This is a genomic window from Microbacterium sp. P5_B6, assembly GCF_056400345.1.
Genome location: NZ_JBFULL010000002.1, coordinates 291009 through 305849 on the forward strand (window position 1 = coordinate 291009; position 14841 = coordinate 305849).

Annotated in this window: 8 protein-coding genes and 1 pseudogene; 5 read left to right on the forward strand and 4 right to left on the reverse strand. The window is 71.1% G+C overall.

Translation table 11 applies throughout. From position 1 onward, the window contains the following. Positions 1 to 89: 89 nt before the first annotated feature. A complete protein-coding gene (locus tag AC1DP3_RS03070; RefSeq protein ID WP_477291167.1) occupies positions 90 to 1598 on the reverse strand; it encodes a DEAD/DEAH box helicase in 1509 nt (502 codons plus the stop codon). Between the two features lie 236 nt (positions 1599 to 1834). Between AC1DP3_RS03070 and AC1DP3_RS03075 the strand changes: the two genes are divergently transcribed. Beyond that, entirely contained in the window at positions 1835 to 2551 is a 717-nt protein-coding gene (locus AC1DP3_RS03075; RefSeq protein WP_477291169.1) for a ferritin-like fold-containing protein, read from the forward strand. A 34-nt stretch (positions 2552 to 2585) separates the two neighbouring features. Here AC1DP3_RS03075 and AC1DP3_RS03080 read toward each other — a convergent pair whose 3' ends face one another. Continuing rightward, a complete protein-coding gene (locus AC1DP3_RS03080; protein ID WP_477291171.1) occupies positions 2586 to 2873 on the reverse strand; it encodes a hypothetical protein in 288 nt (95 codons plus the stop codon). A gap of 6 nt (positions 2874 to 2879) precedes the next feature. Next, complete coding sequence (locus tag AC1DP3_RS03085) at positions 2880 to 3104, reverse strand: DUF3107 domain-containing protein (RefSeq protein ID WP_477291173.1); 225 nt, start codon at positions 3102 to 3104, stop codon at positions 2880 to 2882. A 158-nt stretch (positions 3105 to 3262) separates the two neighbouring features. Between AC1DP3_RS03085 and AC1DP3_RS03090 the strand changes: the two genes are divergently transcribed. Next, positions 3263 to 6568, forward strand: a complete 3306-nt coding sequence (locus AC1DP3_RS03090) for a PD-(D/E)XK nuclease family protein (RefSeq protein ID WP_477291175.1) — start codon at positions 3263 to 3265, stop codon at positions 6566 to 6568. After that, positions 6565 to 10098: a UvrD-helicase domain-containing protein gene (locus tag AC1DP3_RS03095; protein ID WP_477291177.1), complete on the forward strand. Its 3534-nt coding sequence runs from the start codon at positions 6565 to 6567 to the stop codon at positions 10096 to 10098. Before AC1DP3_RS03090 ends, AC1DP3_RS03095 begins: the two co-directional genes overlap by 4 nt. A gap of 425 nt (positions 10099 to 10523) precedes the next feature. Here AC1DP3_RS03095 and AC1DP3_RS03100 read toward each other — a convergent pair. Then, positions 10524 to 11309, reverse strand: a pseudogene (locus AC1DP3_RS03100) (phosphotransferase); the annotation flags it as partial. 80 nt (positions 11310 to 11389) lie between these two features. Here AC1DP3_RS03100 and nudC point away from each other — a divergent pair. Together nudC and AC1DP3_RS03110 are read left to right on the forward strand one after the other, a co-directional pair. Continuing rightward, the gene (gene nudC, locus AC1DP3_RS03105; RefSeq protein ID WP_477291179.1) at positions 11390 to 12370 is read left to right on the forward strand and encodes an NAD(+) diphosphatase; all 981 of its coding nucleotides are present in this window, start codon (positions 11390 to 11392) and stop codon (positions 12368 to 12370) included. Beyond that, positions 12367 to 14139: an ATP-dependent helicase gene (locus AC1DP3_RS03110; RefSeq protein WP_477291181.1), complete on the forward strand. Its 1773-nt coding sequence runs from the start codon at positions 12367 to 12369 to the stop codon at positions 14137 to 14139. The genes nudC and AC1DP3_RS03110 overlap by 4 nt, the downstream gene beginning before the upstream one ends. The last annotated feature ends 702 nt before the right edge of the window (positions 14140 to 14841 follow it).

Below are 14841 nucleotides of genomic sequence, written 5' to 3' on the forward strand. Positions count from 1 at the left end.
CGGAAGGAGCGCGGCGCGAGTGCCACTGGGCACAGATTAGCGCCCCTTCCGGCCCCGTCCGCCGAGGCGTGAGCCGTCGCGCGGGACGATCAGGCCCCGGCGCCGGCGGCCGGGGTGCTCGGGCGGCGGCGACGGCGGCGGCGCGCCGGGGCCGGCTTGCCGTCGTGGTGCTCCCTGCCCTGGCCGTCGTGCGTGCCCGCGCCTTCAGCGGGTCGCTCGGGGGATGCTGCGTCGCCGGAGCCGTCGGTCGCGCCAGGCTGACCATCGGCCTCGAACGTCGAACCGACGCGGTCGGCGCCCGATCCTCGGGAGCGACGCCGGCGTCGGCGCGTGCCTCCCTCGGCAGTGTCGTCGGCGGCGACATCCACGGCGCGGGCCGCCGGCTGGGTCTTGACGGTCTGCGTTTTCGGGGCGGTCGCGATGCGGCCCTTGGTCCCGGCCGGGATGTCGAGGTCGCTGTACAGGTGCGGGCTCGAGGAGTAGGTCTCCACCGGTTCCGGCTGGCCGAACTCGAGGGCGCGGTTGATGAGGGCCCACTTGTGCAGGTCCTCCCAGTCGACGAAGGTCACGGCGATGCCGGTCTTGCCGGCGCGGCCCGTGCGGCCCACGCGGTGGAGGTACGTCTTGTCGTCGTCGGGGATCGTGTGGTTGATGACGTGGGTGACGTCATCGACGTCGATGCCGCGGGCGGCGACATCGGTCGCGATGAGCACGTCGCGCTTGCCTGCCTTGAAGGCGGCCATCGAGCGCTCACGGGACTCCTGGCTCATGTCGCCGTGAACGGCCGCCGCGTTGAACCCACGGTCGCTCAGCTCATCGACGAGCCTCTGGGCGGCGCGCTTCGTGCGCGTGAAGATGACGGTCTTGCCGCGGCCTTCGGACTGCAGCATCCGGGCGATCACCTCGTCCTTGTCGAGGTTGTGCGCGCGGTACACCAGGTGCTTGATGTTCGCCTGCGTCAGGCCCTCATCAGGATCGGTCGCGCGGATGTGGATCGGGTTCGACATGAACCGGCGCGCGAGCGCGACGATCGGGCCGGGCATCGTCGCCGAGAAGAGCTGCGTGTGACGAACCGCCGGCACCTTCTGGAAGATCTTCTCGATGTCGGGGAGGAACCCGAGATCGAGCATCTTGTCGGCCTCGTCGAGCACGACCTCGGTTGCATTCGACAGGTCGAGCAGGCGCTGATTGTTGAGGTCGATCAGGCGGCCGGGGGTTCCGACGACGATCTGGGCGCCGGCCTTGAGCTGCTCGATCTGGCCCTCATAGGCCTTGCCGCCGTAGATGGCCACGACGCTCGTCGGGCGGTTGCGGGTCAGCATGTCGATGTCTTCGTAGACCTGGACGCACAGCTCGCGGGTGGGGACGACGATCAGCGCCTTGACTCCGTGCCCGGGGTCGAATCCGAGGCGCTGGACGACCGGGATGCCGAAGCCGAAGGTCTTGCCGGTGCCGGTCTTGGCCTGGCCGATGATGTCCTGGCCCGGGAGGCCGAGCGGGATCGTCTGCTCCTGGATGGGGAAGGCGTCGACGATGCCCTTGGAGGCGAGGACGTCGACGATGTCCTGGTCGACGCCGAGATCGGCGAAGGTCGTCACGATATGAGCCTGTCCGGCGGTGAGGTGACCGCCTGTAAGAGGAAAGATCCACGCCTTTCACTCATCCGCAGGCGCGGGGGCCCCGATCCGGCGCCGGGGACGGGTCCAGAATACCCGAGCGGCGCTGTCGGGCCGTGGAACGCCTCGTCAGAGGTATCCCCGATTCGCCCCGCCGCGCCCCGCTTCCCGCTGCGCGGAGCCTCCGGCGCGGGGCACCGGGGCCTAGGCTGTACCCCGTGTTCGACTGGTTGCTGCGTGGTCCGCGGCGTGAATCGCGTTCGCTGCGCCTGCGCTCACGCGACGAGCCGAGCACGACGACTCGAGTGGACTTCGAGGAGCTCGCCCCGGATGTCGACACGTTCCTCGGCCAGGCGGCCTACCTGCAGCTCGGATTCTTCGAGACGCTGAGCGAGCTCATCGCCGAGACTCCCGAGCTCCAGAAGAAGGAGGCGCTGTCGCGTGCGGCAGGTGCGGCCCTCACCAAGCACGAAGCGCTGGTCGCCCTCATCCGCGAGCGGGGCGATGACCCGACGACCCTCATGCTGCCCTTCCGGGAGCCGCTGGACGCGTTCCGCCAGGCGACCCACGGCGTGCGGCCACAGGAGACGATGCTCTCGGTGCACATCATCGCGGGGATGCTCGACGACTTCTACCTCACGCTCTCGGCCAGCTATGGCGAGACCGGTCGCCGCGTGGCCCGGATTCTTCGGGCTGACGACGACAGGCAGGCGATCGTCGAGATCGTGGCCGAGACCATCGCGAGCGACGACGAGTGGAAGTCGCTCCTGGCGCTGTGGGGACGCCGGCTGGTCGGCGACACGCTTCTCATCGCGCGGGCGGCGCTGCGGCCCACCACGCTTCGGATCGCCGACGAGGAGAAGGTGGAGCCCGTCTTCACGGAGCTCATGGGGGCGCACTCCCGCCGCATGGATGCGATGGGACTGGCCGCCTAGCGGCCCGGAGGTCGCCGCTCGGCATCCGTCCGATTCAGGCGATGCGCAGCCGCGCGCGCTCGCGCTGGTCGTGTGCGCGCCGCCGACGAGCCAGGAGCGCGACGATCGGCCAGGCGAGCCACGAGACGACCAGCGGCGACAGCCACAGCCAGACGCTGTCGATGCCGAGACCCGCCCACGTCAGGATGAGCCAGACCAGTCCTGCCAGGCCCGCGCCGAGGAACGGAGCGAGGGCGGCACCACGGGTGGGGCGACCACCGGCGAGGAAGTGGACGGCGACACCGACCACAGCTCCGATGATGAGCGCGAGGACGATCTGCATGGCCTGCTACGCCACGAATCCGATGCGGCGGGACTCTTCGCTGCCGAGCTCGATGTAGGCCAGGCCCGCGGTGGGGACGATGTAGGAGTTGCCCTTGGCGTCGGCGAAGGTGATGTGCGTCGCGCCGCCGTCGAGCGCCGTGGCGATGGACGACTTGACGGCCTCCGCCGGCTGGTTGGTCTCGAAGTTGAGCTCGCGGCCGGTGTTCGCGATGCCGATTCGGATCTCCACGTGATGCCTTCCTGCCCTCGGATGCGGCCCGGACTGCCGGGCGCATGGCAACTCTACGACACGCACGGGAAGGCTCAGCGCGACGGGTGGCACGCTCTCGGCGAACGACCCGCGGGGCGGGTGAAGCAGTGTCGGCGGCTCGCGCTACCGTGCTGGATGTGACGCCCCGCACCGCTCTCGACCCTGCTCAGCTCGCCGTCGTGCGACTGGCGGTCGGAGCATCCGGAACAGTGGTCGGGGCTCCCGGCACGGGGAAGACGGCGACGCTCATGGCTCGGCTCGACCGACTGCTCGGCGAGGGAGTGCTGAGTGCTGACGAGGTTCTGGTCCTGACGCCGACACGCCAGACGGCGACGGCGCTGCGCGATCGACTCGGCGCCGATCTCGACCTTGCGACGCCCGGGCCGCTCGCGCGCTCGGTCGCCTCCTTCGCGTATGGCCTGGTGCGGGCGGCCGCAGTGGCCGCCAGCGCAGCGCCGCCGCAGCTGCTGACCGCGGGCGACCAGGACCGTATCATCGCTGAGCTCCTTGCGGGGGATGCCGAAGATGCGGCGAGCGGCCGTGACCGCTGGCCGGAGTCTCTCGGACCGGCTCTGCGCGAGTCGCGCCAGTTCCGCGCAGAGCTTCGCGCTCTCGCGGCCGAGTGCAGCGAACGGTCCATCTCGCCGATCGAGCTCGCCGGCGCCGGGGCTTCATACGAGCGACCGGCGTGGGTGGCCGCAGCGTCGTTCCTCCGCGAGTACCGGGATGTGCTCGGGACGATGCGGGCGGCGCACCGCGATCCCGCCGAGCTCGTGCAGGAGGCAGCTGAGCTGCTCGCCGCCGCTCCGCGCGGACAGGAGGGAGAGCTCCGTCTGGGGCCGGCCGCCCGGTTGCGCGCCGTGCTCATAGACGACGCCCAGGAGCTCACGCCCGGGGGAGTGATGCTGGTCCGCGCGCTCCGGGCGCGCGGCGTCGCCGTGATCGCGCTCGGCGACCCCGACATCGGCTCGGGCGCCTTCCGCGGTGCGAGCGCGGGTCTCTTCCGGGAGCTGGGCGAGCTGCTCGGCGAGACGTGGGTTCTGGACGCGCCGCACCGCTCGACCCCGCCACTCACCCGTCTCACGAGGACCGTGACCGAGGCGATCGGCGCCTCGGGCACGGTGGTGCATCGACGGCCGCCCGGACCCCAGCTTCCCGACGACGGCTCGGTGGTGTGCCATGTCGTCCCATCGCGCTTCGAAGAGATCGACCGCATCGCGCGCACCGTGCGCGAGTGGCACATCCTGCACGGACTTCCGTGGGGACGCATCGCGGTCATCGCCCACGACACGCGCCAGGTCGCCGATCTCGAGATCGAGCTCGCCGCCCGCGAGGTGCCGACACGCGCCGCCGCGCTCTCTCGACCTCTCGGCGGCGAGAGCGTCGTGCGTGACCTCGTGGAGTTCGTGTCCCTCGCCATGACCCCTCCTGACGACAGGACCTACGAGCAGCTCACAGCCGCCCTGCTGTCCCCCTTCGGGGGCCTGGATGCCGTGAGCCTGCGGCGGTTGCGCGCGCGACTGCGCCACGCCGAACTCCAGCTGGCGCGGGGACCAGAGGCAGCGCCGGCCCGCGTGGCGCGGGAACTGCTGTGCGATGCGATGGCGCATCCCGCCGGCCTCATCGCGGTGGACGCCCCCGAGGCCCGCGCAGGCGAGCGGGTCGCGGCGACGCTGGCGCTCGTCCATGACGAAGCGGCTCGCGGAGCCAACGTGCACCAGCTGCTGTGGACGGTGTGGGATCGCTCGCGCGACATCTCGGGGCGCCGGCTGTCGACCGTGTGGAGCGAGGTCGCGTCATCGCCGGGGGTGTTCTCGGCCGAGGCGAACCGTGCCCTCGACGCACTCGTCGCCCTGTTCGACGCGGCCAAGCGATTCGTCGAGCGGGCGCCGCGCGAAGACCCGGCGGTGTTCCTTCGCCGGATCCTCGACAGCGCCGTCCCCGAAGACATCCTCACCGCACCTGACCGCACCGAGGCGGTGTCGATCTTGACGCCGGCCTCCGCGCTGGGGGCAGAGTTCGACGGCGTGGTGATCGCGGGCCTGCAGGAAGGCGTGTGGCCGAATCTCCGGCCACGCGGCGGCACCCTCGGCGCCTGGCGTCTCGCGGACGACATAGCCGCCTGGCGAGCAGGCGCGCCTGCGCCCGACGCGCCGGCCGCCCTCGATCGGCGCCGGGATGCGCTGCATGACGAGCTGCGCCTGTTCGTCCGAGCGGTGTCGCGTGCTCGGATGCGCCTGGCCGTCACCGCGGTCGACGACGACGACCTCGGTCCGAGCCCACTCCTCTCCTTCCTCCCCGAACCCGATGAGACCGCGCTGGAGCGTGTCGAGACGCAGCATCCCCTCACACTCCGGGGGCTCGCCGCGCAGCACCGGCGCATTCTCACGACGGTTGCATCGGCACCGCTGCGGCGGCATTCCGCAGAGCAGCTGGCGGTTCTCGCACGGGAGGGAGTTCCCGGTGCCTCGCCCGCCGACTGGTTCGGAGTCTCACCGCCGACGTCGGACGCACCCCTGCGTGATCCGGCTCGTGCACCGGTGCCCGTCTCGCCGTCTAAGCTCAAGACCTTCTCGGAGTGCGGATTGGACTGGGCGATCCGGGCTCTCGGCGGCGACACGCGCACCTGGTCTGCCGGTGCGGGCACGATTCTGCACGCGGCGATGGAGGACGTGCCGTCAGGGGATCTCGAGCAGATTCGCGCGATCGTCGACGAGCGCTGGGGCGAGCTGGAGTTCGAGGCCGAGTGGATCTCGGTCAAAGAGAGGGCATGGGCCGATGTGCTGGCACAGCGGCTCCACCGGTATCTGCACTCGTTCCACACGCACACAGGACGCACGATCGGAGCAGAGGCGCGATTCCGTCTGGCAGTGGGCCTGGATGCCGTCTCCGGTGAGACCCCGCTCGTCAGAGTCCTGGCTCACGGCGCCGGCGACGCAGAGAGTCACGCAGAGAGTCAGGCAGAGGGCCGGTGGGCCGTCCTCAGCGGCTCGATCGACCGGGTCGAGGTCTACCCGCCCGGACGAGGCGAGGCGCTCCCTTCGGGCGACGGGGCACCCGAGGGCGAGCGCGTCGTGATCGTGGACCTCAAGACCGGTCGCTCAGAAGCGCGGGTCAGCGACGACAAGGTGGCCGACGACCCGCAGCTCGCCGCATATCAGCTCGCCCTTCTCGAAGGGCTCGTTCCGGGTGCCGAGACGGCTGCGAATGCGGGCGCGCGTCTCATCGTGCTGTCCCGGACGACCCAGAAGGAGCCCGACTATCGCCTCGCACGGCAGGCGCCGATGGACGAGATCGCTCGCGCCGCATTCCTCGGCCAGATCGCGGTGACGGCGCGGGCGATGGCCTCGGATCGCTTCGACGCGCCGATCGACGCGCACTGCTCCACGGCGCGCTTCGGCGTGTGCGCACTGCACACGGTCAAGGCGGTGTCGGCTTCGTGAGCAGCCTCACCCTCCCCGACGTCGCAGAAGAGCGCTGGACGGGTTCGCTTCAGATCTCGGCGGCGACGATCGCCGTCGCGCTCGGCCTGCCGCGACCGACCCCGGAGCAGACAGCCGTGATCGAGTCAGCACCGGCGCCCGCGATCGTGATCGCCGGCGCGGGCAGCGGAAAGACCGAGACCATGGCCGGTCGGGTCGTGTGGCTGGTCGCGAATGGTCATGTCCGTGCCGAGGAGGTGCTCGGCCTGACCTTCACGCGCAAGGCCGCCGGCGAGCTCGCCGAGCGCATCCAGCGACGGCTCGACACGATCGGAGAGTACGAGCGGCGCGCACTTCTTCCCCACCTCGAATCGCTCGTCGAGCGCGGTGATCTCGCTGCGTTCTGGGCGGCCCACGCGCATTCCACGCCGCGCGACCGTCAGACGGCCCTCGCGGCTGCCCTGGACCGGTTCGCCGTCGAGTTCGGCGCGGTGCGCTCCCCGGGCTCGGCCGCCGCCGATGCCCTCCTCCAAAGAGCCCGTGTCGCCACGTACAACTCCTTCGCGGATGGCATCGTGCGCGAGCACGGAGCGCGCATCGGGCGTGACCCGGACTCCGCCCTGCTCAGCCAGTCCGGGTCATGGCTTCTCGCGCGCCGTGTCGTCGTCGGGTCGGGCGACGAACGGCTGGCTCAGCGCGACGAGGCGTTCTCGACCGTCGTCGACGCCGTGCACCGGCTCGCGGGCGAGGTGCTCGACAATCGGACCGATCTCGGTGACCTCATCGCCTTCGGCGAATCCTGGGACGCACGTCTCAGCAGTGTCGTCTGCCGCCTGAAGAAGGACCAGGGCCTGGTGGACGCGGCGCGACGGAGCATGAGCGGACTGCCGGTCCTCGCTGGACTCATCGCGGACTACGCGGAGCGCAAGCGCGCCGACGACACCCTGGACTTCGCCGATCAGGTGGCTGGTGCGCTTCGGATCGTGGAGGCCGCCCCGGATGTCGCTGCCGACCTTCGCGACCAGTTCCGAGTGGTCCTCCTGGACGAGTACCAGGACACCTCCGTCATCCAGACCGACCTCCTCGCCGCGATCTTCCATGACACCGCCGTCATGGCCGTCGGAGACCCGCAGCAGTCCATCTACGGCTGGCGCGGCGCGTCCGCCGATAATCTCGCAGCGTTCCCACGCGCGTTCGCGCGCACCACGACGGCTCATCAGCACACGCTGATGATCAGCTGGCGCAACGACCTCGGAGTGCTTGCAGCCGCAAACGCCCTCCTGAAGGCGAGCGGAGCGCCGTCGGTCGCGGTGGAGGCCCTCGCACCGCGGCCGGGAGCGCAGGCCGGACGCGTCGGCCATCGTTTCGCCTCCAGCGTGGACGAAGAGGCGCGAGAAGTGGCCGAGTGGTTCTCCTCCGTCCGTCAGGAGCACGAGGCCGAGCAGGACCGCGTCGCCGCCGAGCGTACGGGCGCGGGGCTCCCGGTCGAGCGGCGGGCGCACTCCGGAGCGATCCTGTTCCGCACGAAGCGTCACATGCGGCTCTTCTCCGACGCGCTGAACCATGCGGGGGTGCCCAATCGCATCCTGGGACTCGGAGGTCTGCTCTCAGCGCCCGAAGTGGTCGATGTCATGTCGGCGCTGCGCGTCGTCCACGATCCCTCCCAGGGGTCGGCGCTGCTGCGCATCCTGTCCGGACCACGGTTCGCGCTGGGGGTCGCCGACCTGGCGGCGCTTCACGATCTGGCCGAGACGCTCGCCCGTCGCGACGCCACTCTCACCCCGTTCGACGCCGAGCTCGCCCAGCGCATCCGGGGGTCCGCGGGCGCCGACGAGCAGGTGTCGATCATCGACGCCCTGGAGTTCGTCCGTCGCTCACCCGACGACTATCGACTGCTGGCGGCCATCAGCCCCGTCGGCCGCGCACGGCTTCGGGAGGCGGGTGAGCTGTTCGAGCGCCTGCGTCGTGCGGTCGGACAGCCGATTCCCGACCTCATCCGCATGATCGAGCTCGAGCTCCGGCTCGACATCGAGCTCGCGGCGAATGAGACACGCGGGCCCGCCCGCATCGCCTCGTCCCGGCTGCGGTCGTTCCTCGACGAGGTCCGGTCCTTTCTGCTGGCCGACGACCGCGGATCCATCGGGAGCCTGCTCGCCTGGCTCGACCACGCGGAAGAGACCGACGAGCTGATGCCCCGGCCGGAGCCGCCGGAGCCGGGTGTCGTGCAGCTCCTCACCATCCACGGGTCGAAAGGCCTCGAGTGGGATGCCGTCGCCGTGGTCCGACTTGTCGAGAGCGAGCTGCCCAAAGCGCCGCGGACGGTGGCGGGCTGGCTCGGCTTCGGCGTCCTGCCCTACGCGCTCCGCGGCGACCGGGATGCCCTGCCCCGACTCGCGTGGGGATTGGCGGACGACGACGCCGATCTGGCTCCCGCCATCGAGGCGTTCCGTGAGGCCGACCGCGAGCACCAGGAGCGCGAGGAACGCCGCCTCGCCTATGTCGCCGTCACGCGGGCTCGCTCCGACCTCCTGCTGACGGGATCGCACTGGGCGGGGCAGCGCGATTCCCGGCGGCCGAGCCGGTACCTCCAGGAGATGCTGAGCGCCGTGGGAGAGGACGCGATCGATGTCTCCGAGCCCGGCGAGAATCCCTACCTCGACAAGGGCGGGCGCATCCTGAGCTGGCCGCTCGATCCACTGGGCGACCGTCGAGGTCTCGTGGAACGTGCTGCTGCGGAAGTCATCGCGGCTGCGGACGCCGAGCCCGAGCCGGATGAGGTCCTGCGCTCGCTCCTGGCCGAGGCCGAGCGGCGCCGCCAGCGGCAGGTGGCCGAGGCTCCTGCGCGCATCGGAGCGTCGCGCTTCAAGGACTTCGTCGGCGACTATGGCGCCACCGTGCGAGCCATCGCGCGTCCGCTGCCCGAGCGACCATATGGCGAGACGCTGCGCGGCACCCTCTTCCACGCGTGGGTGGAGCAGCGTTCCGGCCGCGCAGGACCGAGCGGCTCGCTGGACGACGCACTCTGGGAGCTCGACGACGAGGCGCCCGACACCGAGGTCTCGGTCGAAGAGGAGCACGCTCTCGCGAACCTCATGGCGACTTTCGAGGCGTCGGAATGGGCCCCGCTGCAGCCGATCGAGGTCGAGACCGAGATCGACATCACGCTCCGCGGCGCGGAGCAGCTCGGACACATCATCTGCAAGCTCGACGCCGTGTATCAGCGCGCAGATCGCGGCGATCGGATCGAGATCGTCGACTGGAAGACCGGGCGGCCGCCCGCTTCCGCTGCCGAGCGGGAGGAGCGGATGCTGCAGCTCGCCCTCTACCGCCTGGCCTATCACAAGCGGCACGGCGTCCCACTCGACCAGATCGACGTGGCGCTCTACTACGTGGCCGACGACCTGGTGATCCGCTCGGACCGCGTCTACTCGGAGGACGAACTGGTCCAGCGCTGGAACGCAGCGCGGGACGCGCGTTCGGCCTCGAGATCCTCGTCCACGATGGGAACGACGGGGAGCGTCGGCAGCGGGTCGCCATCACCCGCTGAGTGACGCGAGAAGTCGACCACCGCGATCGGGGCCGTCGATACGTCATCGAACAGGCCGACGTCTTCGCCGGTGGCTTCCCTCGGCGAGGTGTCGGCCTCCTCCGCGTCAGCCGGTTCCTCCGTCGCGAGCCAGAGCGAGAGCTCTTCGGGATCGTAGGCATCGGTCTGCATGGAGGTGTCGACGCTCGACGCGGAAGGCTCCGGGACGCGCCCGAGCAGCGCGATCGCCCCGTCCACGTCGAGGTCGCCATCGGGCACGAGGTCGTCGCCGCGAACCCCCTCATCGAGCGATGTCAGCAGGCTGAGGGCGTCCTCCACGATGTCGTCCCGACCGGTCTCGACGCCGTGCACGAGCCACTTCGCGAACTCGAGCTCCGCATACAGTCGAGCCCGCTCGCGCAGCAGCGCATCGGGAGCCCGCGTCATGTGCGCCGTGTACGCGCGATAGACATCGCCGGCGGCGGACGGGGCCGCGGCGAGCCACTGCAGATCCGTCGCCGGGTCTCCCACCTGCAGACCGTGCCACTCGAGGAGGCCGGTCACACGGGGCACCCCGTCGACATCCTCGAACAGGAAGGATGCTGCCCCGGCACCGCCCAGCACCACGGCCGACTCGAAGCGCCACACGACATCCGCGTCGACGGCTCGCGTCCAGCGGTCGAGGAGCGCGCGGGGAGTCTTCTGCGTCGCGCGGGCACGATCGATGAGCCGGCGGAGGTCATCCCGGATCTGCCCGGGCGTGCGAATGGGAAGTCCCTCGGTCTTGACGATCGAGAGGGGGAGCGCGTGGAGCGCGGCCAGCGCCTCGCCGACCGAGGTGGCCGCGCCGCGCCCGGGCGGCAGGTGAGCGGCATCGACGCGATACCCCGGCAGGAAATCCACCACGACGACGCGGCCATCTGCGAGACCCGCTTCGCCCAGGAGTTCGGGTGCGCGGAAGGGGAGGAGACCGCGAACTCCTGGCGTGAGCGCGCGCAGCGCCCTCACTTCGGCGGCCAGCTCGGTCGCGGCATCCGGGTCGGCAGGCGCACGGACGACGACTCGGCGACCGTCGTCGAGCTCCGCCACCGCCGTGTCGAACCGTCCAGCCGCGCCCTCGGTCAGAGCACCCGCCCCGACGACGCCGACCCGGGGCAGAGCCGACGTCACGGACGCGGCTAGAGTGAAGGGAGAGCGTGCCATGTGCCCAGGGTAGGTCGGGCTTCGCCCCTTCATCCTCGCGCCACGCCCGCACACGCCGAGGCCGCGGGTCTCATCCCTCGCACACGTCCGCCGACCACGCAGAGAGGTGCTGGATGTCCACGCCCGCCCCCCGGCGCCCCGCTCTTGCGGGACCTGGTCTTGATCGATCCGCCCACGAACGCTCCACGGTCGGTCTTCTCGAGAGTCTTCAGGCCGATGCCGCGACCCGGGTGCTCGTCGTTCACGGTGACGCCGTCCCGCTGGCGCCGGAGGGCGCCGCAGAACCCCGGAGCGGTGCCGGCGGGAGCGGCTGGGGCGGCACCCGTGGCACGGCAGCGCATCGCGCTCTTCATCTCGTGGCGCCCGGTGACGTTCCCGACGCCGCGGAATGGGCATTTCTCGGCCGCGACCCACAGGGGGCGGCCGTCGTCTCCGCCTTGTTCGCGCAGGATGCCTCGGCACCTGTTGCGGCGCCCGGCGGATGGGGGAGCCTCCGCACGGTGGGGGGCGTTCTGCCATCCACGGAGGCGGCGCTGTTCGTCGAGGCACTGAGCCTCGGGCGCTGGCTGCTCGATGCTCCCTACTGTCCCGCCTGCGGCACGCGCACCGAAGTCCGCAACGCCGGCTGGTCGCGCCGTTGCCCCGGGTGCGGGCGCGAGCACTTCCCTCGTACCGATCCCGCCGTCATCGTCGCGGTGACGAGCGCCCTGGACCCGGATCTCCTTCTGCTCGGCTCGAACGCGGCGTGGGGCGGGGACCGGTTCTCCTGCTTCGCCGGCTTCGCGGAGGCGGGGGAGTCCCTCGAGTCGACCGTTGTGCGCGAGGTGCGCGAGGAAGCCGGTGTCGAGGTGCGCGACCTCCGCTATCGGGGGTCGCAGGCCTGGCCGTATCCGCGATCGCTCATGGTCGGCTTTCATGCGACCGCCGTGGACGATGCCGAGGCCGAAGCGGATGGCGATGAGATCGCCGCAGTGCGGTGGTTCACCCGCACCGAGATCGCGGCGGCGCTCGCGGGCGAAGGCGACCTTCTGCTGCCGGGCCGCGCGTCGATCGCCCATCGCCTGATCTCGGACTGGCAGTCAGGTGCGCCGTGAGTGCGCTCGAGGGCCTCGACGAACAGCAGCGTGAAGCCGCGACCACACTCCGCGGTCCTGTCGTCGTGCTCGCGGGCGCGGGCACCGGCAAGACTCGAGTCATCACGCGGCGGATCGCCCATGGCGTCGACACCGGCGCCTACTCGCCCGGACGCGTCATGGCGGTCACGTTCACGGCGAAGGCGGCCGGCGAGATGCGCTCCCGCCTCCATTCGCTCGGCGTGCAGGGCGTGGCGGCCCGCACGTTCCATGCGGCGGCGCTCGCGCAGCTGAACTACTTCTGGCCGACCCTCGCGGGCGATTCGATGCCGGGCATCGTCGACAACAAGGTGCGGCTCCTCGCGCATGCGGCCGACAGCATGGGCATCGAGCCGGACACCCCCACCCTCCGTGACGTGGCGAGCGGCATCGAGTGGCGCAAGGTGACGCTCCGCAGCATCGAAGCGTATGCCGCGGAGCGGCCGCAGGGTGTCGGACGGCTCGAGGTGGGGCGGGTCGCGGAGCTGCACCGGGCCTACGAGAAGCTCAAGGACGAGCGACGCCAGCTCGACTTCGAGGATGTCCTCCTCGCGTGCGCGGGGATGCTGGAAGCCGAACCCCAGGTCGTTCGGGCGGTGCGCGAGCAGTACCGCCATTTCACCGTGGACGAGTTCCAGGATGTCTCGCCTCTGCAGCATCGACTGCTCGACCTGTGGCTCGGCGATCGCCGCGACATCTGCGTCGTCGGCGATGCGAGCCAGACAGTGTACTCCTTCGCGGGCGCCGACGCCCGCTTCCTCCTCGAGTTCGGGCAGCGGCACGAGGGCGCCAAGGTCGTCAGGCTCGAGAGGAATCACCGCTCGGATGCCCCGATCCTCGGCGTCGCCAACGCCCTCATGCGCGACCGACCGGGTGCGCTCGTCCTGACCGCCGCGCGTGCACACCGTGAGGACGCACCCGCCCGGGACGATCGCCCGACTGTCACGGGTTACGAGGACGATGAGGCCGAGGCGCGCGGGGTGGCCGCGCGCATCCGCGCACAGCTCGACGCCGGAATCGACCCCCGTCGCATTGCCGTCCTGTACCGCGCGCACGCGCAGTCGGCAGAGATCGTCCGGGCGCTCGCTGACGACGGCATCGCGGCATCCGTGCTCGGCGGCCGCCGGTTCTTCGAGATCGCCGAGGTGCGCCAGGCGCTCATGGCGTTGCGCGGTGCGTCGGTCGCGCCCGTCGAGGGCGGGTTCATCGTCGCCGTCCGGGATGTGCTCAGATCGCTCGGGCTCACCGACGAGGCCCCTCAGGCGGGAGGCGCTCTGCGCGACGCGTGGGAGGCGCGGGCGGCGATCCTGCGCCTCGCGGAGGAGGCGCCCGACGGGATGAGCCTGCGGGCATTCACAGACGATCTGCTCGCGCGGGCGAAGGCCAACGACGAGCCGGCACTGCGAACGGTGACGCTGGCGACCCTCCATTCCGCCAAAGGCCTCGAATGGGACCACGTCCACCTGGTCGGGCTCGCCGAGGGTCAGCTGCCGATCGGCTACGCCACCACGTTCGAGCAGATCGACGAAGAGCGCCGGCTGGCGTACGTGGGCATCACGCGGGCTGCGCGTACCCTGTCGCTCTCGTGGTCGCCGGGGCCTCGCGGACGCGCTCCGTCACGATTCCTGCGAGAGATCGGCAGCGACATGCTGCGTGCGGGCGGTGGGTCTTCGTCGTCCGGGCCCCGCTCCCGACGTGGATCCGCAGAGACGACGCCGTCTGCCGGCCGGGGTGGCGCACGGCGTCCGTGAGCATGTGCGAGGCGGCGAGCGCTGCCTCCCAGACGAGTGCCGTGGAGACGATCGGTCCGCGCCGCCCGAGGAGCTGCGCCGCCATGCGGGGCCATGCCTCGTCTGCGTCGCGCCGATGCTCGGCCACACACGACAGGCACGGCGTGGCACCCGGCCGCACGAAGGGACCGACTTCGACGGCCCCGCCGCTGAAGACGAGCGGCAGATGGGGGATGTCGCGGCCGAGGAGCAGCGACGCGCTGCGGGGATGCACGACGTGGTTGGCGAGCATGACGACCGGGATGGGGTCCGGTCCCGGCGCACCGTTCACGGGCTCGAATCCCGCCGCCGTCAGCGCTGCGCGCACGTCCGACAGCAGTGCCGGCTCGACGCCGTCGCTCGTCTGAAGGCCGATGCGCCGGGAGATCGACGGCGCGGGAGAAGCGAGTGCGCGCCGGATGCTTCGCACGAACTCCTCGGAGGCGCCGGCGGGAGCGCCGACCGCGCGGCCGACCGCATCGAGAGCGGCGGGCGGGACCCCGTGCTCCAGCTCGCGCAGGAGGCGCTCCTGCCAGGCATCGGACACCTCGATGACCGCCACCGGATCGAGCCCGAACTGCAGGGTCGTCGGGTCTCGCCACAGCGGAGGATGACCGGGATCGATACGGAGCATCCCTTGATCATGCGGGCCCGTCGCACCGCGAACGGCGTTTCCACAGGTCC